This is a genomic window from Rhizobium hidalgonense, from assembly GCF_005862185.2.
In the GTDB taxonomy this organism is placed as follows: Bacteria; Pseudomonadota; Alphaproteobacteria; order Rhizobiales; family Rhizobiaceae; genus Rhizobium; species Rhizobium hidalgonense.
Genome location: NZ_CP054028.1, coordinates 1,308,359 through 1,331,197, shown reverse-complemented (window position 1 = coordinate 1,331,197; position 22,839 = coordinate 1,308,359). Strand labels below are relative to the sequence as shown.

Below are 22,839 nucleotides of genomic sequence, written 5' to 3'. Positions count from 1 at the left end.
CTCAGAAAAGGCTCGCCTGGGCGACCGGTTCTCCGGACTTCGTCACGATCGTCGAGCCGTAAGGCTCCCGGGATGCTACGATTAGCGCATCGTCGGGCAGCGGACGGGCAAGCGCTTTTGCCTCGTCCCATGGCGCGCGCATCCAAACATCGGTCTCTTCCTTGGTCAGCAGCAGGACCGGCATGGCCTTCTCATGAATAGGCTTCACCAGGTTGTTCGGATCGGTGGTCAGGAAACCGTAGAGGTCATCGGTTGTCAGTCCATCCTTGACCTTCCGCACGCTCGTCCATTGTGGGACATGGATGCCAGCAAAGAACATCAGGGGCTTGCTTTCATCGCGCGCGAACCAGGCGTTTGGGGTCCTGCCACCCTCTTCCTTGCTGGCTGGATCGGGCTCCGCGAAACTGGTTACAGGGACAAGGCAGCGATGCTCGACACCAAACCAACGCTTCCAGTGCGGAAAATTGAGAGTGCGGACATTCGTGGTGCCGCCGTCCACCTGATCACGCAGCAGGGCCTCGAAGTCGACCTCCTTGCCCTTGGCTCGCAGTTTTTCGGCCTTCTTCTCAGCTTCTTTCTTGAGAGCGAATAGTGGGGAGGGCAGACCCCAGCGCACATGCACCAGATGCTTTCTGCCATCGGCCGTATTGCGCACGATCGGCCCCATCTGATCCGGGTTCATTTGGTACGCCGGCATGAGATTGATCATGCTCTCGGCGTCCTGAGCCCACTTGGCAACCCAATCCTTGTCTTCCATGCGGTACAGATTGCACATGGGCAGTGACCATTCCCGTGAACACTGCGAGCATCGTAACCGATGGAATTGCCAAATGCCAACCGGCGGGTCGTAGTTGCGAATCCGGGAATTTTTTTCCTGCTTTGACTAAATCACTGCAATTGGCCCATGGCCATGATTCGCAAAGCGAATCTCTTGGTCTCCTAAAGTTGAGAGATAATATTCCTATTCTCGGTTGCTTGACTCTTCGGTTACATCGGAACAGATAGAGAACATCTGCATTCGAACGACATGAAGTCGAAACTCCAACACGGCCTTCAAGGGACGCGTGAATGATGACTGTTGCCCGCAACAGGGTAATTACCGATCTACGCGAGCGCATCGCATCACTCGAGGGCGGTTCGGCGAGGAAGGTCGGCTGCCTTGCTTTTGGGGTTTCCGAAATAGACGCCGTGCTTCCGGGCGGCGGTCTGGCCTATGGCGCCTTGCACGAGTTCGCGGGTGGCGGGTCCGGAACGGTCGATGGTGCTGCCGCCGCACTCTGTGTGGCGGGGATCGCTGCGCGAACCAAGGGGCAGATCCTCTGGTGCATGACGCGTCCGGATCTGTTTTTCCCGGCGCTGGCGTTGGCGGGTCTTCATCCCGATCGCGTGGTCTTTGCCGAAGCCGATAGGGAAGAAGATGTCCTGGCGACCATGGAGGAAGGTCTTGGTTACGGTGGCCTGGGCGCCGTGGTCGGTGAACTCGTCCGTCTTCCCATGACCGCGTCTCGCCGGCTTCAGCTTGCGGCCGAGAAGACCGGAACGATGGGGCTGGTCGTGCGACGATGGCGACGGCAGACAGAGGCATCGGATTTTGGCCAGCCGACGGCCTCGACATCCCGGTGGCGCGTCAGCGTACTGCCATCGGAAGAGCTGCCGGTTCCGGGCGTCGGGCGGCCGCGATGGCTGCTGGAACTGATGAGAGTGAAAGCGGGTGAGTGCGCAGAGTTTATCGTAGGAGCGTGCGATGCCACGGGTCGTATCCATTTATCTTCCGCATCTCGCGATCGACAGGATCAGGCGGGCCAATGGCGTGGGAATGCTCACCGCTGAGCGGCCACTTGTCGTCGTCGCGAAGAGTGGTTCCAAACGCTGGATTGCGGCCCCGGATGAAACGGCCCGATCGGCGGGCCTTCATATCGGCATGCCGGCAGCCAAGGCGCAGGCCATCGTGCAGGGCCTGCAGATGGTCGACGCCGATCCGATCGCGGACACTGCCGCCCTCGAACGCCTCACGCTCTGGGCGTTGACGCAGTACACGCCGATTGTCGCAATGGATGCGCCCGACGGCATCGTCATGGACACCGAGGGCGCCGATCATCTCCAGGGTGGCGAGGATCTGATGCTGTCCGGCATCGTCAATCGCTTCCGAGCCAAGGGGTTGACCGCGCGGGTTGCGATTGCCGATAGCTGGGGTGCGGCGCATGCGCTGGCACGGGTGAGCCCGCGCGATACTCTGATCGCTGCGCGGGGCGAGACATCCCGCTTCGTTGAGCGGCTGCCGGCATCATCCTTGCGGTTGCCCTCTGAAATCGTCGTCGGCCTGCGGACCCTCGGGTTTCAGACGATCGGCGAGCTGTCGGCCACACCACGCGCGCCGCTTGCCCTTCGCTTCGGTCCCGAAATCGGCCGTCGTCTCGACCAGATGTATGGGCGGTTGCCGGAGCCGATCGATCCGATCCGTCCCATGGATGTTATCAAGGTCAGCCGCGCCTTCGCCGAGCCGATCGGCGCGCCTGAGACCATCGCCAAATATGTCTCGCGGCTTGTCGTTGAACTCTGCGAAGCGCTCCAGCAAAAGGGCCTCGGTGTTCGCCGCGCAGACCTTCTCGTCCACAAGGTCGACAATACCATGCAGGCGATCCGCGCTGGAACCGCGAAACCCGCTCGCGATGTGGCCTGGCTGATAAAGCTCTTCAAGGACCGGATCGAGAAGATCGAGCCGGGCTTTGGGATCGAGAAACTCTCGCTGGTTGCCGTCATCGCCGAACCGCTCACTGAGGTGCAGAAAGCGTCCTCCCTGATCGAGGAGGAGATCGTTGATATTGCGCCGCTGATCGACGTGATCGGCAATCGCGGGCAGCGTGTGTATCGCATGGCGCCTGTGGCGAGCGACGTGCCCGAGCGTAGCGTCAAGCGCGTCAGTGCGGTTGCCGAGGAAACCGGTGCGTCATGGAGCTTGCATTGGCCCCGGCCCGTTCGCCTCCTCTCCCGTCCGGAACTGATCGAGGTGATCGCGCTCATGCCCGATCATCCGCCCGTCTCGATGACCTGGCGCGGCAAGCGACGGCGGGTGAAACGTGCCGATGGCCCGGAGCGCATTTTTGGCGAGTGGTGGACGAGGGGCTCCGAGTTCGACGCGGTGCGCGACTATTTCGTGATCGAGGACGAGGGCGGCGAACGGTTCTGGATATTCAGGTCGGGCGACGGCATCGATGCGGCGACCGGCTCGCATAAATGGTTCCTGCATGGGATCTTCGCATGAGATATGCCGAGCTCCAGGTCACAACACATTTCTCGTTCCTGCGCGGAGCATCGTCGGCGGTTGAACTGTTTGCGACCGCCAAGGCGCTCGGCATCGAAGCGCTCGGCGTCGTCGACAGAAACTCGCTCGCCGGCATCGTCCGGGCTCTGGAGGCGTCGCGCGCCACAGGCGTTCACCTCGTGGTCGGTTGTCGTCTCGATCTGCAGGACGGCATGTCGATCCTGGTCTATCCGACCGATCGTGCCGCCTATTCGCGCCTGACCCGTTTGCTGACGCTCGGCAAAGGCAGGGGCGGAAAAGCCAACTGCATCCTGCATCTTGACGACGTTGCCCTCTATGCCGAAGGCCTGATCGGCATTCTGGTGCCCGATCTGCCCGACGAGACCTGCGCGCTGCAGCTCAGAAAGATGGCGGAGATGTTCGGGGACCGGGCCTATCTGGCCCTTTCCCTTCGCCGGCGGCCGAACGACCAGATGCGGCTACACGAGCTGTCGAACATGGCCACACGCTTCAAGGTGAAGACCGTTGTGACGAATGATGTTCTTTTCCACGAACCGTCGCGCCGTCAGCTGCAGGACGTCGTCACCTGTATTCGCACCAGAACCACGATCGACGACGTCGGTTTTCAAAGGGAGCGTCATGCGGATAGATTCCTCAAGCCGCCCGAAGAGATGCAGCGGTTGTTCCCCCGTTACCCGGAAGCATTGGCCCGGACGATGGAAATCGCCGATCGCTGTCGGTTCTCGCTCGAGGAACTGACCTATCAATATCCTGAGGAGGCAATTGTCCCTGGCAAGGACGCCCAAGCGTCTCTTGAGCATTATGTCTGGGAATGCGCGCCTGCGCGCTATCCGGAAGGTCTGCCGCAGAATGTTTTGAAAATCATCCGGCATGAGCTCGACCTCATCCGGACCATGAAATACGCACCCTACTTCCTGACCGTGTTTTCGATCGTCCGATATGCCCGCAGCCAGGGCATCCTCTGCCAGGGACGGGGATCTGCCGCCAACTCCGCCGTCTGTTACATCCTCGGAATCACGTCGATCGATCCCGAGACGAACGATCTGCTTTTTGAGCGCTTCGTTTCCCAGGAGCGCGACGAGCCGCCGGACATCGACGTCGACTTCGAGCACGAGCGGCGCGAAGAGGTCATTCAGTGGATCTACAAGACCTACACACATCAGAAGGCAGCACTGTGCGCGACCGTGACACGATATCGTGCGAAAGGTGCGATCCGGGATGTCGGCAAGGCACTCGGTCTGCCGGAGGATATGATCAAGGCGCTATCGTCAGGCATGTGGTCCTGGTCGGCCGAGCTGGTCGGCGACCGGAACCTGCGCGAACTCAACCTCAATCCCGACGACCGTCGCCTCGCACTGACGCTGAAACTTGGGCAGCAGCTGATGGGAGCCCCCCGGCATCTCGGCCAGCATCCGGGTGGTTTCGTGCTGACGCATGATCGGCTCGACGATCTCGTCCCCATCGAGCCGGCATCGATGGTCGACCGGCAGGTGATCGAATGGGACAAGGATGATGTCGAAGCCCTGAAGTTCATGAAGGTCGATGTCCTGGCGTTGGGGATGCTGACCTGCATGGCAAAAGCATTCAAGCTCATAGAGGAGCATAAGGGCGAAACGATCGACCTGGCGAATATCGAACAGGAAGACTCTGCGACCTATGCGATGATCCGCAAGGCCGACACGCTCGGCACCTTCCAGATCGAAAGCCGGGCTCAGATGGCGATGTTGCCGCGGCTGAAGCCCCGGACCTTCTACGATCTCGTCATTCAGGTCGCCATCGTCCGACCCGGGCCGATCCAGGGTGACATGGTGCATCCCTACCTGCGCCGTCGCGAGGGGAAGGAACCGGTCGTCTACCCGACCCCCGAACTGGAAGCCGTGCTTGGAAAGACACTCGGCGTGCCTCTCTTCCAGGAGTCGGCCATGAAGGTGGCGATGGTCTGCGCCGGCTTTACCGGCGGCGAGGCCGATCAGCTTCGTAAATCGATGGCCACGTTCAAATTCACCGGCGGCGTCTCAAAGTTCAAGGACAAGCTCGTCTCCGGCATGGTGAAGAATGGATATTCGCCGGAGTTCGCTGAAAAGACCTTTTCGCAGCTCGAAGGTTTTGGCTCCTACGGATTTCCGGAGAGCCACGCTGCGAGTTTCGCGCTCATCGCCTACGCCTCAAGCTTCGTGAAATGCCATTACGCCGACGCTTTCTGCGCGGCCTTGATCAACAGCCAACCGATGGGTTTCTACGCGGTCGCCCAGATCGTCGGCGACGCCCGCAACCACGGTGTGGAGATCCGGCCGGTCTGTATCAACCGCTCTCGCTGGGACTGCACGCTCGAGCCGGTAGTGGGTGACCAGCGCCGCCATGCCGTCCGCCTGGGTATGCGTCTGGTGCGTGGACTGGCCGCAGTCGATGCGGCACGCATCGTGGCCGCCCGTGCCGATCAGCCCTTCGACAGCGTCGATGACGTGTGGCGGCGCGCGAGCGTTCCGGCAGCATCGTTGGTCGAACTGGCGGAGGCCGATGCTTTCCTGCCATCGCTCGAACTTCAGCGCCGGGATGCGCTGTGGGCGATCAAAGCTTTGCGCGACGAGCCACTGCCGCTCTTTGCTGCTGCGGCCGAGCGCGAGATGAAGACGATTGCCGAGCAGCACGAACCTGATGTCAAACTCCGGCAGATGACAGATGGCCACAACGTTATCCAGGACTACAGCCATACCGGCCTGACCCTCCGCGAGCATCCGATCGCGTTCTTGCGCAAGGACCTCGCCGCGCGAAGCATCGTCACATGCGAGGAAGCGATGACTGCCCGCGATGGCCGTTGGTTGATGACCGCGGGCCTCGTTCTCGTCCGTCAAATGCCCGGATCGGCAAAAGGTGTCATGTTCCTAACGATCGAAGACGAGACTGGTCCGGCGAACATTGTCGTGTGGCCAAAACTCTTCGAGCGACGCCGGCGCGTCGTGCTCGGATCGAGCATGATGGCGATCAACGGCCGCATCCAACGGGAAGGGGAGGTCGTGCACCTCATCGCCCAGCAACTGTTCGATCTGTCCGGCGACCTGTCCGCCTTGGCGGATCGCGATGGGGAGTTCAAGCTGCCGACGGGTCGCGGTGACGAGTTCGCCCATGGATCGCCGGGCAGTCCGGATTCGCGGGATCGAGCGCCGACGGTCAAGCCGAGGGATATTTTCGTTCCCGACCTTCATATCGATACGCTGAAGGTGAAAAGCCGGAACTTTCACTAAGGGATTCATCGTAATAGATGATCCTTGATGGAGAATGCGGAGGTTCGAATCCGCTTCAAAGGGAGGGACTTTGGCATCGTTTTCGGGATCGATCGTAAGACGGATCACTGCGCTTATAGAGCGCGCTAACCGGGTGTCGCGCGCAATTTCGACACTCGCTTCAATGCCGCGCGGGTGTCAATAACGACTGCAGTTCCGCCAACCGGGAGCGCCAGAAGACGTCAATGGCCGCGTGAAGGGACGGCCCCTCCTCGTAGGCGCCGAGCGTGTCGCGTTGGTGTCGAGAGTTCGGGGGACCTCAGTCCTTGCAGCCGAGATCGCGCCAGGTATCGTGGCGCCCTTGGCCTGCCAGCGAATAGAGGATCTCACAGCCTCTCCAACCTCTTGCCTCAACGGTGTCCGTAGGCGTTCCTCGTCGCCGAGAACGCTCACAGACACCGTGGCTGCAAAGCCGCCTCGTACGGCAATGCGGTTGCAGAGGGAGTTCAGTCCCTCGTCGCTTTAGCCGCGCATCCGCTCTCCCTGCGGGTCGTAGAAGGGCTGGAGTTGCACCTGTATCGGATAGCGTTTGCCGACGATCTGTACCTCGAAACCGCCCTCATCGATCCATGCTTTCGAAACGCCTTCGTCGCGGTGCAGGCTTGCAAGCCCCAACATTTTGTTCAGACGATAGCCCCACCCTCCGGACGTGACGTGGCCTACAAGCTCATCCCCTCTCCAGATCGGCTCGTTGTGCACCAGATAAGGGCCACTGATATCAAGGTCGGGGACAGAGATCGTCACCGTTCTGAAGCGTGTCGCCGCCCCGCCTGATTTTTGTTTCGCAAGAACGTCCCTGCCGGTGAATTCGCCTTTGTTGAGATCGACAGCAAATCCGAGGCCCGTTTCGTAAGGGGTGTCCTCTTCACCGATATCATGTCCGAAGTGCCGGAACGCCTTTTCGATGCGGCAGCTTCCCATGGCAAACATGCCCATATGCTTCAGGCCGAGCGGGGTTCCAACCTCCAGAATGCGCTCGTAAACACCATGGGTAAACTCGGTCGAGATCAGCAATTCATAACCGAGTTCGCCAACGAAGGATCGTCTGATCGCCCAGACACGTGCATGAGCGAGATCGATTTCCCGCGCTGCGCCAAATGGGAACGTCTCGTTGCTTAGGTCGTCCGTTGTCAGCGCGGAGAGAATCTCGCGAGACTTCGGACCATGGATCGTCAAAAGCGCATAGGACGACGTTGCGTCGAAGATCTCAAAGCGCCAGTCAGGATCGGCGTGCATTTCAAGCCAGGCGCGGTCGCGAACCTGGCTTGGATGTCCCGTGACCAGCAGAAACTTCTGCGATGCAATTCGGGTTACAGTAATATCGGCTTCGATGCCGCCGCGGTGATTAAGGACCTGCGTGTAGACCGACGTTCCGACCGCAACATCCATCTGGGCACCGCAGACCCTATTTAACAAGGTTACTGCATCTGGTCCCTGAATCAGAAGTTTCGCGTACATCGACTGATCCAGAAGCACTGCCGCATCCCGCGCTGCGGCGCATTCTTCGGCCACAAGGGGTGACCAATACTGTTCGCGAGCCGACGGCTTGTCTTGCCAGCCCTCTCCAGAGGGATCGTAGTACATGGGGATCTCCCAGCCGATGCGCTCCGCAAAAACTGCATTTTGCGATTTCAATTTCTCGTGGAGAGGCACCCGGCGCACCCCGCGCGCCGTCTCGATCTGGCGGCCGGCCCAATGGAGGCCGTAGTGAAAACCAACGGATTCACCGACCCGATCCGCGTTGTATGTGGAGTTGGACTGGAATGGATGCGCGCGAGAAGCCAGCATCGAGTTCATGCTTCGGCTGGGATATCCGTCGATCAGCCATTCCGCCATGGTCAAGCCGACGCCACCGGAATTCAGAATGCCGTTAGAATTCATGCCCGCCGCGATATACAACCCAGGCATCTCGGGTGCAGGTCCGAGGTAAGGTCTTCCGTCCGGCGTGAAGCTCTCCGGACCGTTGAAAAATGTCTTGATGCCCATTTCGGCAAGGGCCGGCATGCGAGCGAAGATCGTCTCAAGGATCGGTTCATTGTGTTCCATGTCGAATGGAAGTTCGTCAAACTCAAAGCTATCGGGAATACCTGCTTTCCCCCAGGCCTTTCCAAGTGCTTCGAAGCCGCCGATCAGCAGTTTGCCCGCGTCCTCCTTCCAGTATGTCCGCTCTTCTGCGACGACAAGACAGGGCAGCGTCCGGGGCAGATCGGCGACTGCTTCGGTGACAATGTAGAAATGTTCCGCCGCATGAAGTGGCACTGTGACGCCGTGCGCCTTAGCGAAACGGCTTGTCCACATTCCACCGGCCAGAAGGACCTTCTCGGTCGCAATGACTCCCTGGCTGGTCTCGACCCCGATGACCCGACCATTCTTCGTGAGGATTTTCGTGGCAGCGGTGTTTTCAAATATAAGCGCGCCGTTGTTGCGCGCGCCGCGGGCCATTGCTTGGGTGACGTCCAGGGGATTGACCTGGCCGTTGGACGGAACAAAAAAACCACCCTGGACGCCGTCGTAATTCACGAGGGGCCAGATTTTTTCCAGCTCAGGGATAGACAGAATGTGACTTTCGATTTCCATTCGTCTGGCATGGTCATGGTTGCGCAGCAGTTGTTCCATGCGAATATCGGATAAAGCGAGATGGAGCGTGCCGTTCTGTTTATAGCCAGTCGCCTGACCCGTCTCGCCTTCAAGCTCCGTGAACAGCCGTGCGGTGTATTTGGACAGAGCCGTTTGTGAGCCGGATTCGCGCAGCTGTCCAACGATGCCGGCCGCATGCCACGTCGTTCCACTTGCAAGCTGCTTGCGCTCCAGAAGCACAGCGCCGGTTACGCCGCGTTTGGCGAGATGGTAAAGGGACGATATGCCAATGATCCCTCCGCCAATGACGACTACGGGGGCCTTTTCTGGCAGTGTCTTGATGGAATTGGTCTGGGTCATCAGAGTTGGATCCATGCTGTCTTGAGGTTGAGAAATTTGTCGAGCGCGTGCGGCGATTTGTCGTGGCCGTTGCCGGATTGTCCAACACCCCCAAGGGGCACGGTGATGTCCGCTCCCCCGTAAGTGTTCACGTGGACGACGCCCGCCCTGATCGCCCTTATCATGCGGTGAGCACGCGCGAGGTTGGAGGTCCAGACGCCCGACGCCAGCCCGTAGATCGTCGAATTTGCGATGCTGACCGCATCGACCTCGCTGTCGAAAGGGGTGATCGCCAGCACCGGTCCGAACACCTCCTGCTGAGCAATGACAGAGTGAGGAGTAACGTTGTCGAACACCGTCGGCGCCATGAAGAAGCCACCCGTTTCCTCACGGATGCGAGTGCCGCCTGTGAGAAGCGACGCGCCCTCTGCTTGAGCGCGTGCGACGAAGTCGAGGTTTTTGGAAAGCTGGTCTGCACTGACGACCGCGCCCGCTTCCGTTGTGATATCGAGAGGGTCACCCAGACGCATTTTCGAAGCGTATTCGGCGACTTTACGCGCAAAATCGCTGTGGATTGAGCGCTCTACAAGAAGTCTTGAGCCGGCCACACACACCTGGCCGGAGTTCCGGAAGATACCGTAGGCCGCAACCTTGGCTGCCTGATCGAGGTCTGGCGCATCGGCAAACACGACATTGGGCGACTTTCCGCCAAGTTCGAGGTACACGCGTTTGAGGTTGGATTGCGCGGAATATTCGAGAAGTTTGCGACCCACGGGACCGGAGCCAGTGAACGCCAGGACATCGACATCGTTGTGAAGCCCCAGCGCCGCGCCGACTGTGGAACCCTGGCCGGTGACGACGTTGAGAACTCCCGGAGGAAGCCCCGCTTCGGAACAAATTTCCGCAAGCCGCAACAGGGACAGTGACGCCACCTCAGCCGGTTTGATAACGACCGAATTTCCAGCGGCCAGTGCCGGAGCGATTTTCCAGGCGCCGATCATCATCGGGAAGTTCCACGGAACGATCACGCCTACGACGCCGACGGGTTCGTGGTGTACCAGCCCGAGAACCGAACCATGCGTTGGCGCGATCTCGCCGTAAACCTTGTCGAGCAGCTCGCCATAGTAGCGGAAAGTGCCAGCAGCACTTCCGGGCTCCGCTTTTATCGCCATCGATATTTCGGTGCCGTTGTCGCGAACGCCAAGGACGGCAAGTTCGAGGGCGTGTTTGTCGATCAGATCGGCGATGCGGCCCATCACCTTCTTGCGTTCGGCAGGTGCTGCCTTCGACCATGAGCCGCGCTCGAAACTCGCTTTCGCACTCGCCACGGCGAGACCAACGTCACCTTCGTCTGCTTCAGCGAGACGTGTTAGGATCGAGCCATCGAGCGGCGATACGACGTTACGCGTTCCGCCGTGGCGAGCCTTCCGTCTTTCCCCGTCGATAAAAAGACCTTGCTCCGGAATCGGAAGGTTTCGAAGCTGGTCGATCTGGGTTTGATCCATAACTAAAGCGTCCTTATGATCGGTTCCGAGTTGCGTTCCGTCACGTTTGTTTGGAAAGACGAGCCATGTGGTACAACAGTCCAGATGTTCGACCTCGCTTGATCCGCCTTTGGCAAAATCCCTTGTCTTCCAGTTTGGTCTTGACGGTCGTCTATCGGTTTATTATTATCACCAGTAGTTTAAAAAACTGCATCAAAATTGAAGTTCTGTCAAGTAGTCCTCAGTGAAGAGAGAAAATCGTGCCGAAATCCGAACCCGCCGGAGCAGTCCCAATGATGAAGAGCGTCGATCGGGCGCTTTATCTGCTGTCATTCTTCACGGTGCAGGAGCCCGAATGGGGTCTCAGCGACCTTGCGAGGAAATCCAAGATCGACAAAGCCACAACGTTGAGAATCCTCGTTGCACTGATCCGCAACGGATTTGTCGAACAGCATTCGGAGACCAAGAAATACCGCCTCGGTATCGCAGTCCTTAGGTTGGCTCGAGTTCGGGAAGCGAGTTTCCCTCTTCTGTCTTTCATCAATCCCGTCCTCGACCGGCTGGCCGAGGAAATGGAAGAAACCGCGCACGCGACCTTGGCGGCTGAGACTGCAATGATCACGATTGCGGTGACGGAGCCGAAGAGGTCGACCCGGGTTTGGGTCAACCCGTCGCAGTTATTGCCCTTTCATGCCTCCGCGTCCGGCCTCGCTTTTCTGGCCTTTGCCGGTCAGGAGATGCGCGACACTGCTTTGGCCCAGGAAGAACTGATCAGGTACACCGAGAATACCGTGGTCGAGGTTGACGAACTTCGCACCCGTCTCGAGCAGATCAAGACACGCGGCTTTGCGTTTTCACCAGGAACATTCGAGGTCGAATCGAGTGGCATTGCCGCACCGATCTTTTCCAATACTGGCGACGCCTTCGGATCGATCGCGATCGCAGGCGTCAGCTCCCGGATGACGACGAAAGATCAGCAAATGAAGGCCGCGCGGCTTGTCATAGAAGCATCGATCGAAATATCGCGTGCGATCGGCGCTGAGCCCCATCCAAACGTCCTGCGTGCGAGAAACGAGCTACTCGATGCGTGAACGTTGCGCGACGGCTCTTGGCAGTGATATCGCTCAGTCTACGCCTCGTCGAATTCGACCAATCCTTGGTTTACAACGCTGCTGCCTCCATCCACATTGATCAGAGCGCCATTGATGTATGACGCATCGGGCGAGAGGAGAAACGCGGCTACGTTTGCGATCTCGCTCGCGTCCGCTGCCCGTCGCTGCGGCACAAGCCGTGTGACACGCTGGTAGCCAAGTTCCGGATCGCCGCCGTCTGCCAACATGGCCATTTCCATATCGGCCATCTCCGTTCGCACCCAGCCCGGCGCTATGACGTTGGCGCGCAACCCGTGACGAGCATACTCAAGGGCTATCGTCTGGGTAAGAAGCGTTGCTCCGGCCTTCGACGCGCTGTACGCAGCCAGCCCCGCACCGGCCGTTGCGCCGGCCACCGAAGAGATTGTCACGATGGCGCCTTTCGTCCGCAGCAAATGAGGAATTGCAGCTTTCGCCATCACAAACGGCGCGGTCAGATTAACATCGATTTGGGCCTGCCAGTCGGCGATAGACATTTCAGACACGGGGGCAGGTATCACAATGCCGGCGTTCAGAACCAATGCATCAAGGCGCCCGAAATGGTCGATGACCTTTTCAATCACGCCCGCCGCCTCATCGGGTACGGCGATATCGGCAGAGATGGCGAGCCCGTTCATCTCACTGGCCACACTCCGAAGAGCGTCTTCTCTTCGCCCACAAATTGCTACTGCATATGTGGGCGCCAGTTTCCGCGCGATGGCGGCGCCGATCCCGCTACCTCCTCCGGTTATCAAGGCAACAGGGCGGCTTGCATTCACTGTCGACGACATCGGTTTCCTTTCCGAGACGGGGCAAACTGCCGAGACCGGGACTCAACGGTCACAAGCCGGAGCCGAAGTAATTATCCGCAAGGTCATATGAATCCTTCAGGTAACGAGACAGGCGGGCGCCATTGTCGGCAAATTCCGGCCGTTCTCCGATCCACCCGATATAGGTGAGACTGCGCAGGAGCATGAACAACGGCAGGATCGATTCCGCCTGAAACGATAATTCCCGACTGCTCCGGTAGCCATCCAGAACCGCCTGCCTGATGTGAGGGTAGTGGGGTTCAGCACGATTTCGCAGCAGCGTCGTGGCGATATCGAAGAGACGCCAACCATAACCGGAATCATCGAAATCAATGAACTGAACGGAATTTTGCGTCACAAGAACGTTTTCCCGCACGAGATCCGCATGGATGAGGCCGAAATCCAGTTTCTGAGGCTCGATCCGTTTCATCTCGTCCAACAGGATACCGCGCATCCTTCCAAGCTTGTCCCGGTCTTCTGGTGGTAGGCCGTCAAAATCCCAGAACCGTCCCCATACAGGATTGTCTCCGAGCAGTCCCTGAGTGTCCCATGAAGGCCGATCGAACGCGCTGCCGCGTTCCCAGGCATCGCTGATGGTGTGAAGATCGGCCATCTTGTTTCCGATGGCCCTGAAAATCGAGATAAGTTCTTGTAGATCTTGCGCAAGAAGCACACCCGATTGCCCGAGAGGGGATCCGGATAGCCACGAGACAACGTCTGCGTTCTGATTTGGAAAGTCGCGATTGGGAGGCAGTTCCACATAGTCCGCGCCGTTGTCTGCAGGGATGGGCGCTGGAACCTCGACGCCGCCGTGCTCCAGGACCTTCATCCACTGCAATTCGGAACCCAGGGCTTGCGCGCTGTTGTACCCGGGGCGGTGAAGCCTGAGGACCGCAGGCTGGCCATCGGAAAGCGAAATCTTGAAGACCGCGTTCTCCCGATACTTCAGAAGCTGCGGCTCCTGGCTGGACAATCCCCAATAAACGAGCGCTTCCCGGGCTCTGATCGACAGGCGCTCCGACAGCGCCGCAGTGATGTCTTCCATGGCAGGTCTCCCTAGAGTGCCGTCAGCACGTCGTCGAGAGTGCCGATCAGGAGGTCGGCATTCTCCTTTGTAAAGGGCATGGGAGGACGGATCTTCGTTGCACATTGATGGATGCCGAGCTTGCCCATCAAGACGCCGCGCTTTCGCATCTCGTTGATGAGGCGCGTCGCTATTTCCGGGGCAGGGGTCTTTTCCTCCCTGTCGAGGACCAGTTCCGCGCCGAAGAATAGGCCGCTACCGCGCACATTGCCGATAACCGAATTCTTTTCCGCCAGGCGCAACAAACCGTCCTTGGCATATTTGCCGACGTGCTTTGCGTTTGCCATCAGCTTTTCCTGCTCAAGCACATCCAGGACCGCCATGCCGGCGGCGCAGGAAACCGGGTTGCCACCGAAGGTGTTGAAGTAGCGAAAAGCCTTCCTGAATGCGTTAAGGGTATCCGAGCCCGCCACGACCCCAGCAATGGGATGGCCATTGCCCATGGGCTTGCCCAGCGTCACCACATCGGGAACGATCCCAGCGTGCTGATGTCCCCACATGTTGTCGCCAGTCCTGCCAAATCCAGGTTGAACCTCATCAGCGATCAAAAGACCACCGGCTTTCCGAACCGCTTCGGCTGCCCCGGTCAAAAATCCCTTCGGGAGATCTGGAAAACCCTCGTTCGCGAAGAACGGGTCGATGATCAATGCCGAGAAACCATGTCCGCTCTCCTCGAGCGACTTGATAGCCTTTTCCACTTCCGCTGTGAACGCGGCGGCAAACACATCGCCAGACGTCCCGCCCAATGGCCTGTAACTGTCAGGTGCCGGAACATGGCGGACATGCCCGCCGTACCCTCCGACAGGAGGCATTCGGGTCGATAGTTGAGACACGGCGGTGGTGTTGCCGTGATAGGTGAAGTTGGTCGCAATGACCCCCGTCTTTCCCGTGACAGCTTGTGCCATACGAAGAGCGATGTCGTTCGCCTCGCTCCCGGTGCAGGTCAGAATTGCGGCATCGAGCGAATCGTCGAAGTAACCCAGCAGCCGTTCCACATAGTTCAAGATACCTTCGTGGAGATATCGGGTGTGCGTATTCAACATCGAAGCCTGCCTGCAGATGGCATCCACAACGTATGGATGGCAATGGCCGACATGCGGTACGTTGTTGTAGCAGTCGAGATAGCGCTTTCCGTCCGCATCCCAGAGCCAGACGCCTTCGCCACGAACCAGATGGACCGGGTTTTCATAGAAAATCGATGTGTTCTTCCCGAGTAATCTCTCGCGCCGAGCGAGGAGAGCTTGCGTATCGTCCATCATCCGTCCTGCCGTGATTTGCCATAGGCGGTTCAATATAATATCCAATAGATATATTATCGGTCCGACGAGCAATGAATGTCAAGCAGCTGGACGTAAAATAGCGCGCCTAAAACGACGTATTGACATTCTCTGAAAATCTAGGATCATATTTAACCATCGGTGAGAATAATGAACCAATAGTGCCGATAACTCTAGATTGGGGAAGTTACATGTCTGAAACATCTACCTCGAGCGATCGCGGCCTGCGGTCAGGAACTTTGGGAGCGGCGGCTATAACGTTGATGGTCGTGTCTGCCGTAGCTCCACTCACCAACATGGCGGGCGTTTTGCCCGTCGCCATCCTTTTCGGCAACGGCACGGCCATCGTCCCAGCCTTTATGCTGATGATGATCCTGGTTCTTATTTTCTCGGTGGGCTACGTCACTATGGCCCGCCACGTGCAGAATGCCGGCGCGTTTTACACGCTCATCACTAAAGGACTGGGGAAGACCTTCGGCGGCGCGGCGGCGCTCGTGGCACTTCTCGGATACAATTGCATGCAGATCGGTATGTCGGGGATGTTTGGCCCGGTGTGTACTGATCTCGTGAAAACATTCACTGGGGTTACAGTGCCGTGGTGGGCGTTCAGCCTTGGTGCATCGGCATTGATCGGTGTCCTCGCCTATCGAAGGATTGATCTCTCCGCCAAGGTCCTTGGAGCTCTGGTCTTGGCGGAGTTCGCTGTGGTTATGATTCTAGACCTCATGATCGTCTACAAGGGCGTTCCAGGTGGCTTCGACCTCGCACCGCTTTCGCTGTCAGGTATGCCTAGCACTTCTGCGCTCGGTGTGACCTTCGTGTTTGCGTTCGGGTGCTATATCGGCATTGAAGCAACGACGCTTTACAGCGATGAAGCGCAGAACCCAAAACGCACAATCCCCTTGGCAACATACGCATCGGTGTTTCTGATCGGCGTTTTCTACTCGGTTTCGACCATCTGGATTGTCGAAGCCGCTGGCACCTCCACGATCGTTTCCCAACTGCAGAATATTGGGGACCCTATCCAGTTCGTATTCAATATCGCCGACCAATACGTTGGCACTTGGTTGGCCGTATTGATGCGGATTTTGTTCGTGACCAGCGTCTTTGCCTGCCTGCTGGCCTTTCATAACCACGTAGCCCGCTATTTCTACTTCCTCGGCAAGGAAGGCCTCATGCCCAAATGGCTTGGCCGGACCCACGACACCTATCAGAGCCCTCATCGCGGCACGATCGTGCAGACGATTATCGCCCTCGTTGTGATCTCTATGTTTGCGATCGCAGGCTTGGATCCGCTGCTGACCTTGTTCGCATGGGTCGCCAATGTCGCCGTCATCTGCATTATCCTTCTCATGCTGATGGTTTCGATTGCCGTCATCGTCTTCTTCAACAAGAACCCGGAACTGGAACCGAACCAGCCGATCAAGACGAAGATTATGCCGGCAATTGCGGTCATCGGTTTTGCCGCCGTGGCGTATTTCGGCATTTCGGGTTTTGACATTCTGACCGGAACCCCGGGTCCCTTGGCCATCGCCCTACCCTCGTTGATCCTGGTTGCCGCTGCAATTGGTGCGGTGAGGGCAATTATGCGGCCTGAAGCCGTTGCACGCCTGAATGCCGATGCCGTTTAGGGGGCTTGAACGTTGAGGCGATTGGGGGGGCGCTAGAGGGCGGCCCCCTTTCGGTTCTGTGGGCCGTCCGACCCTGTCGTCCTTCGAGGAAGGGGTGTCCGGAGCGGGAGCAAATATTCGTAGCTGCGCTTCGCAACTCACGTGAACCCAAAAGAATAATTGTGGCCCTATCTATCGGGGCCGAGTGACTGTACCTGACGCCGGCACAATCGGACTATTCGCAACTTTCTCAGCGGTTGAGGCAGCCCAGTGTTCGACATTGTTAAGTCAGGAGGCGCTCGAATGCTCGGCGCTGCAATGGAGACTCCTGACCCTTCTCTGGCCCAACATCAATCTCGTGACTTGGTCGCAACAATAAGTTCAGATTGGGAACGATCGTGATCATGGAAGGCAACCAACCTGTGTATAGCTCTAGTAAAAGTGTTTGATGAGTCGGGTGTCTGGCAACCAGTTTCCTGACAACGGCAGGCGGCCAGACGATTAACTGCTCTCCTGCCGCCTGAGTTGTTGTTATGCAGCACACGCGTATACTTATCGGAACTAGGCTATTCGTCAATAATACGAGATGATCTCGTCTTTGGTTCGCCGCACAGCCGGCATGTTCTTCCACTCCGAACAACGCCCATGCGCACCACTCAAGGAGAGACTTGATGCTGATACCCAAGACCGCGATCGCCAGAAACATGGTCGCCATCGTGGCGGCAGGGGTCGTCACCACCGTCGCGACAGCGGGTATCCTTCTCTGTCTGTCCTACTGGGCCGTGGAAGAGCGGTCTATCTCCGAGATGGTGAATGCGGCGCATGCGAGCGCCGGCAAAGTTGAGACCTATTTCGCTAAAGTCAAGTCGCTAAGCTGGAATATGCGCTCAACGCTTTACGCAGTAAAGACGGCGGGTACACCAAGTCGCGAGACGATGAACCGGGTTTTCGACCGGCTGATGACAGACAACCCGTTCGCGCTCGGCGTCAGCACGGCCTGGGAGCCTGGCGCATTCGACGGCAAGGACGCGGAATACCGCAACAAGCCGGGTCACGACTCAACCGGCCGCTACATTCCCTATTTCTACCGCAACGACGGCAAGGTTGATCTCGTACCGCTAGCCGATTACGACAAGCCCGGAGCCGGCGACTACTATTTGGTGCCAAAGGCGACCGGAAAAGAATTTCTGACCGAGCCCTACAGCCCTGTGATTGACGGCAAAAGCGTGCTGATGACTTCTTTTATGGTGCCGCTGCTGTTCGACGGGAACTTCCTGGGTGAGACCGGTGTGGATATTGCTCTCGATGTGCTGACATCCGATATTGCTCAGTTGAAGCCGCTCGGCGAGGGATATGTCGCCCTTCTTAGCAAGGGCGGCAGCGTAATTAGCCATCCGGATCAGGCGACACTTGGCAAGACCTTGGCAGATTCCGGTCTCGACGCGGTGGCTTGGAAGGCGTTGATCGACAATCCGGAGCATGCGATGGAATTTACAGACGCGGCAGGTGTGTCCTTCACCGCCGTTGCAGTTCCAGTTCCGCTCGTGCCCGGCACGATCTGGTTTACGGTGGCCTGCGTTCCCACCTCCGTTCTCTTCGCAAACGTCACCGCGCTCGCGTTGACATCCATCGTCGTGATCGCTGTCGCTGCAGGCTTCATGGTGATGATCGGCTGGTTGCTCGCGACACGTTTGCGTAATCGACTCGAAAAGATCATTTCCGCGACTAGCGAGATTGCCAACGGCCGAACGGATGTCGACCTTTCGGAATCGGAACGCGGGGACGAGATCGGCGAGATGGCTCGCTCGCTCGCAGTGCTGCGCGATGCAACACTCGCCAAGATTCGTCTTGAGGGCGAAGCGGAGCAGATTCGCGCGCATTCGGAAGAGGAGCGTCAACAACGCGCCGAGGAAACGGCTGAGCGCGAACGCCAGACGCACATTGCCGTGGAAGCGCTGGCTGTAGGCTTGCGCAACGTTGCCGACGGCAACATGACGCACAGAATTGAGCAGGCCTTCGCTGGCTCACTCGACCAAGTCCGCCACGATTTCAATGTTTCGGTAGAGAAGTTGCAGACGGCGCTTAGATCGGTTGGAAGTAACGCCAACGCCATCCAAGCCGGCTCGGCGGAAGTCCGCGCCGCTTCCGACGACCTCGCCAAGCGCACTGAGCAGCAAGCAGCTTCGGTAGAGGAGACTGCCGCCGCGCTTGAGGAGATCGCAACTGCGCTCAAAGACGCTAGTCGGCAAGCGAAGGATGCAGGCCAGTTGGTGGAGCGAACCCGCACCAGTGCTGAGAAATCCGGCGAGGTCGTCCGACGTGCTGTGAACGCAATGAGTGGTATCGAAACCTCGTCGCGTGAAATATCCACCATCATAGGCGTAATCGACGAAATAGCTTTCCAGACGAACCTGTTAGCGCTTAATGCTGGCGTGGAAGCGGCGAGGGCAGGGGATGCCGGGAAAGGCTTTGCTGTCGTTGCGCAGGAAGTGCGCGAACTTGCTCAGCGTTCAGCGGATGCCGCTAAGGAGATCAAAGCACTTATCACTAAATCTGGCGAACAGGTCCATCTCGGTGTCGAACTCGTTGGCGAGACGGGCTCGGCGTTGTCGAAAATCGTCAACCAGGTGCTGGAGATCGACAAGAACGTGGCGGCAATCGCCCAATCGGCGCGTGAGCAATCGATGGGCCTACAGGAGATCAGCTCTGCAATGAATTTCATTGACCAAACGACGCAGAAGAACGCGGCAATGGTGGAGGAGCAGACCGCCGCGAGCCATGCGCTAGCCAGAGAAGCAGATTCCCTCAACAGGCTAATTGCGCAATTCAGCATAGGCACGGTCGGCTCACGCCCCGTCGTGGCATCCACCGAGGAGCATCGCCCTGCTACCGCCGGTGCGCGGATGCTCGGCAGGTAGGTCATTCGTGTCTTTGCTGGTAGCAGGCGACGGCAGCAAAAAGTGATCGAACGAATGGAGCAACTTTTGAGATGTCTTTGCCTGCTCAAACTTGCAACGACTTTTCCCAGTGGTTCAGGCGCTTGGGTTTCTCGCATCGCGGCAAATGGTACAGTTGGCGCAATGGGTTGACACCGACCGGCGGCCGCGCAAAGACTCCTGAGGACCGGGCCGCGAACTTGAGAAACAACGTGGGTTAGCTGCAACCAAAGCCTTACCGTTCATCAAGGTGCTCTCGGGCGCTGCGCGGACGACTTATACCCAGCGGCTCCGCTGACTTAGTACTTATGAATGATGAGAGAGCGAGTTGTGGAGCCCGCTTCAGGCTTTGGGCCAATGCAATTATTCCTTCTTCTCGCACCGCAACGAAATAAATTGGCCACTCGGCTCAGAGCTTCATCAAGCGTTCCAGCAATCGGACGAGTTCGGCAGAAGTGGTTTCTCCTAGTTCTAACCTGAGTTTTCTATCAAACTCGTTTGCTCGACGACCAAGATCATGGAACGCTATTTGCCCCTTCTCGGTGAGGTTTAGGATCTCAGCGCGCCGATCGTCCTCGCTTGGAAACCGCAGGAGGAATCCTGAGGATTCTAGGGTTGCAACGGCGCGACTTACCTTGGATTTCTCGATATGCGAGATAACGCATATGTCTTTCGCCGTCATCGCGCCGAATTTGCCAAGGTTGGCCATCACGCGCCACTGTGTCCGGGTCATCCCATAAAGATCACGATAAACGATATGGAAAGAACTGGAGGTCGCCTCCGCCGCTTGATTCAAAAGATAAGGAAGAAACTGCTCGAGGTCGAACTCGGGCTCTGCGTTCAGATCTGCCATCGCGATATCCATTGCCTGCGTCTCGACACTGCCACAGGATCCCTCATAAGTCACGACTGCGGGCGGGCGCGGTCCGGATGGGCAGACTTAAAGGCCGGAAGCTCCTCGAGCCGCAATGTGATCGCAACTGTTCTCGGAAATTGATCCATCTCCACAGCCCAGCGCTTGGCATTGTAGATCTGCGGCACCAAACAGATATCGGCAATCGTCGCTGCGTCGCCGTAGCAATAGAGGCTGCCCGGCCCCTTCGCGAGCATATTTTCAAAATCGGTAAGCCCCTCGCGGATGAAATGTTGCATCCACTCCTCGATCGTCGTTCCCCCAAGCGATACCGCGTGGCGTGCAACGCGAAGATTGCAAACCGGGTGAATTTCCATGGCAATGGCGTAGCTCAATGCGCGTACTTTTGCTCGCCCAACAGGATCGTCTGGCAGCCAGCCTGCGGAGCGTGTTTCATTGAGGTACTCAAGGATGGCCAGGGATTGAGTGAGCTCGACGTCGTCGATTGTTAGCGTGGGTACCAGGCCTTGCGGATTGCGTGCGACGTTTTCCGCCGCCCGCTGTGCACCCGAGACGAGATCCACCTGACAGGTCTCATAGGTGAGTCCCAAGAGGTTGAGCCCAATACGCACCCGATAGGAGGAAGACGACCGCCAGTAATCAAACAGCACCGTGTCGACATCGTTCATCGATCAAATCCTTACTTTCGTACTGTGTCAAAGTTTAGCTTGACAAAGTTGCGAATGCAACTATTTTCCGGATCATGAAATGACATGAGCTTCGGAGCAGAAGATGAACCACCATCCGCTTGCCCCCGGTATGACCCGGGCCCTCAGCAATCCTGGTACGCACGAGGGCTACATGCCGGGTTTCGGCAATGACTTTGAGACCGAAGCGCTGCCGGGAGCCCTCCCGCAGGGTCAAAACTCTCCCCAGAAATGCAGTTATGGCCTCTATGCAGAGCAGCTTTCAGGTACTGCCTTCACCGCCCCGCGCGGTCAAAACGAGCGTACCTGGTGCTATCGCATTCGCCCTAGCGTCAAGCACACGGCGCGGTTCAGCAAGATCAATGTTCCACACTGGAAATCGGCGCCGCACATCCTGTCCGACATAACCTCTCTTGGTCAGTATCGCTGGGATCCGATCCCGCACACAGAGGAGGCGCTGACATGGGTCACCGGCATGAAGACCGTCACCACTGCCGGCGACGTAAATACCCAGACCGGCATGGCGTCCCACGTTTATCTTGTCACCCAGTCCATGGTGGATGAATATTTCTACTCCGCTGACGGCGAGTTGCTGGTTGTGCCGCAAGAAGGCCGACTGCGCTTCTGCACCGAGTTGGGCGTGATCGATCTAGAACCGAAGGAAATTGCCATCCTGCCTCGCGGCCTCGTCTACCGCGTCGAGGTGCTAGAGGGGCCGTGTCGCGGCTTCGTCTGCGAAAACTATGGCCAGAAGTTCGACCTGCCCAATCGAGGACCGATCGGCGCCAATTGCCTGGCAAATCCGCGGGATTTCAAATGCCCTGTCGCGGCTTTTGAAGATCGTGAGGTGCCATCCCGGGTCATCCTCAAATGGTGTGGCCAATTCCATGAAACGACAATCGGCCACTCGCCACTCGACATCGTGGCTTGGCACGGAAACTACTGCGCCTACAAATACGATCTGCGGACGTATTCCCCCGTCGGCGCCATCCTGTTCGATCATCCCGATCCGTCCATCTTCACAGTGCTAACCGCGCCGTCGGGACAAGAGGGGACGGCGAACATCGATTTTGTGCTTTTCCGCGACCGCTGGATGGTGGCCGAACATTCGTTCCGCCCGCCATGGTATCACAAGAACATCATGTCAGAGCTCATGGGCAACATTTACGGCGTTTATGACGCCAAGCCACAGGGCTTCGCGCCAGGCGGCATGAGCCTTCATAATTGCATGCTGCCCCATGGGCCGGACCGAAGCGCTTTCGAGCATGGCTCAAATGAGCCGATGGTGCCGATCTTCCAGGCCGAGACCATGAGCTTCATGTTTGAAACACGGTTTCCACAGCACCTGACGGAATGGGCGGCGAACGATGCTCCTCTACAGGACGATTACATCGACTGCTGGGCGAGCATCGAAAAGAAGTTCGATGGCACACCAGACATAAAGCCTTGATCGACACGAGCCCTGAAAT

At 58.1% G+C, this 22,839-nt stretch carries 15 protein-coding genes; 7 read left to right on the top strand and 8 right to left on the bottom strand.

What is annotated here, in order from left to right:
* Position 1: 1 nt before the first annotated feature.
* Positions 2–775 (bottom strand): SOS response-associated peptidase family protein, encoded by a 774-nt coding sequence (locus FFM81_RS27585; protein ID WP_138385533.1) that lies wholly within the window; start codon positions 773–775, stop codon positions 2–4.
* A gap of 296 nt (positions 776–1,071) precedes the next feature.
* On the opposite strand from FFM81_RS27585, the gene FFM81_RS27580 reads away from it, so the two are divergent.
* Genes FFM81_RS27580 through FFM81_RS27570 form a run of 3 tightly spaced genes read left to right on the top strand, consistent with a single transcriptional unit; the run spans position 1,072 to position 6,525 of the window.
* A complete protein-coding gene (locus tag FFM81_RS27580) occupies positions 1,072–1,830 on the top strand; it encodes an ImuA family protein (protein ID WP_138385675.1) in 759 nt (252 codons plus the stop codon).
* Positions 1,745–3,262, top strand: a complete 1,518-nt coding sequence (locus FFM81_RS27575) for a Y-family DNA polymerase (RefSeq protein ID WP_173883867.1) — start codon at positions 1,745–1,747, stop codon at positions 3,260–3,262. Before FFM81_RS27580 ends, FFM81_RS27575 begins: the two co-directional genes overlap by 86 nt.
* A complete protein-coding gene (locus FFM81_RS27570; protein WP_138385534.1) occupies positions 3,259–6,525 on the top strand; it encodes an error-prone DNA polymerase in 3,267 nt (1,088 codons plus the stop codon). The genes FFM81_RS27575 and FFM81_RS27570 overlap by 4 nt, the downstream gene beginning before the upstream one ends.
* A gap of 501 nt (positions 6,526–7,026) precedes the next feature.
* On the opposite strand, the gene FFM81_RS27565 is transcribed toward FFM81_RS27570, so the two are convergent.
* Together FFM81_RS27565 and FFM81_RS27560 are read right to left on the bottom strand one after the other, a co-directional pair.
* On the bottom strand, positions 7,027–9,501 hold the full coding sequence (locus tag FFM81_RS27565; RefSeq protein ID WP_138385535.1) for an FAD-dependent oxidoreductase: 2,475 nt from the start codon (positions 9,499–9,501) through the stop codon (positions 7,027–7,029).
* Positions 9,501–10,985: an aldehyde dehydrogenase gene (locus FFM81_RS27560; protein ID WP_138385536.1), complete on the bottom strand. Its 1,485-nt coding sequence runs from the start codon at positions 10,983–10,985 to the stop codon at positions 9,501–9,503. The genes FFM81_RS27565 and FFM81_RS27560 overlap by 1 nt, the downstream gene beginning before the upstream one ends.
* Before the next feature lie 272 nt (positions 10,986–11,257).
* Between FFM81_RS27560 and FFM81_RS27555 the strand changes: the two genes are divergently transcribed.
* Complete coding sequence (locus tag FFM81_RS27555) at positions 11,258–12,055, top strand: IclR family transcriptional regulator (RefSeq protein ID WP_246401312.1); 798 nt, start codon at positions 11,258–11,260, stop codon at positions 12,053–12,055.
* Positions 12,056–12,093: 38 nt separating this feature from the next.
* Here FFM81_RS27555 and FFM81_RS27550 read toward each other — a convergent pair whose 3' ends face one another.
* The 3 genes from FFM81_RS27550 to FFM81_RS27540 are packed head-to-tail and all read right to left on the bottom strand — an operon-like array spanning position 12,094 to position 15,243.
* On the bottom strand, positions 12,094–12,885 hold the full coding sequence (locus FFM81_RS27550; protein WP_138385537.1) for an SDR family NAD(P)-dependent oxidoreductase: 792 nt from the start codon (positions 12,883–12,885) through the stop codon (positions 12,094–12,096).
* Positions 12,886–12,934: 49 nt separating this feature from the next.
* Positions 12,935–13,948: a phosphotransferase enzyme family protein gene (locus FFM81_RS27545; RefSeq protein WP_138385538.1), complete on the bottom strand. Its 1,014-nt coding sequence runs from the start codon at positions 13,946–13,948 to the stop codon at positions 12,935–12,937.
* Positions 13,949–13,959: 11 nt separating this feature from the next.
* Positions 13,960–15,243, bottom strand: a complete 1,284-nt coding sequence (locus FFM81_RS27540; protein ID WP_138385539.1) for an aspartate aminotransferase family protein — start codon at positions 15,241–15,243, stop codon at positions 13,960–13,962.
* A gap of 212 nt (positions 15,244–15,455) precedes the next feature.
* Between FFM81_RS27540 and FFM81_RS27535 the strand changes: the two genes are divergently transcribed.
* Positions 15,456–16,895 carry an APC family permease gene (locus FFM81_RS27535; protein WP_138385540.1) on the top strand — a complete coding sequence of 480 codons (1,440 nt, stop codon included), beginning with the start codon at positions 15,456–15,458 and terminating at the stop codon, positions 16,893–16,895.
* A 650-nt stretch (positions 16,896–17,545) separates the two neighbouring features.
* Positions 17,546–19,792, top strand: coding sequence for a methyl-accepting chemotaxis protein (locus FFM81_RS27530; protein ID WP_246401310.1), 2,247 nt, complete (start codon positions 17,546–17,548; stop codon positions 19,790–19,792).
* Positions 19,793–20,219: 427 nt separating this feature from the next.
* Here FFM81_RS27530 and FFM81_RS27525 read toward each other — a convergent pair whose 3' ends face one another.
* Both FFM81_RS27525 and maiA read right to left on the bottom strand, forming a co-directional pair.
* A complete protein-coding gene (locus FFM81_RS27525) occupies positions 20,220–20,663 on the bottom strand; it encodes a MarR family winged helix-turn-helix transcriptional regulator (RefSeq protein ID WP_130775899.1) in 444 nt (147 codons plus the stop codon).
* Between the two features lie 50 nt (positions 20,664–20,713).
* Positions 20,714–21,352: a maleylacetoacetate isomerase gene (maiA, locus tag FFM81_RS27520; protein WP_138385541.1), complete on the bottom strand. Its 639-nt coding sequence runs from the start codon at positions 21,350–21,352 to the stop codon at positions 20,714–20,716.
* A gap of 103 nt (positions 21,353–21,455) precedes the next feature.
* Here maiA and hmgA point away from each other — a divergent pair, with 103 nt between their 5' ends.
* Complete coding sequence (hmgA, locus tag FFM81_RS27515) at positions 21,456–22,820, top strand: homogentisate 1,2-dioxygenase (RefSeq protein WP_138385542.1); 1,365 nt, start codon at positions 21,456–21,458, stop codon at positions 22,818–22,820.
* The last annotated feature ends 19 nt before the right edge of the window (positions 22,821–22,839 follow it).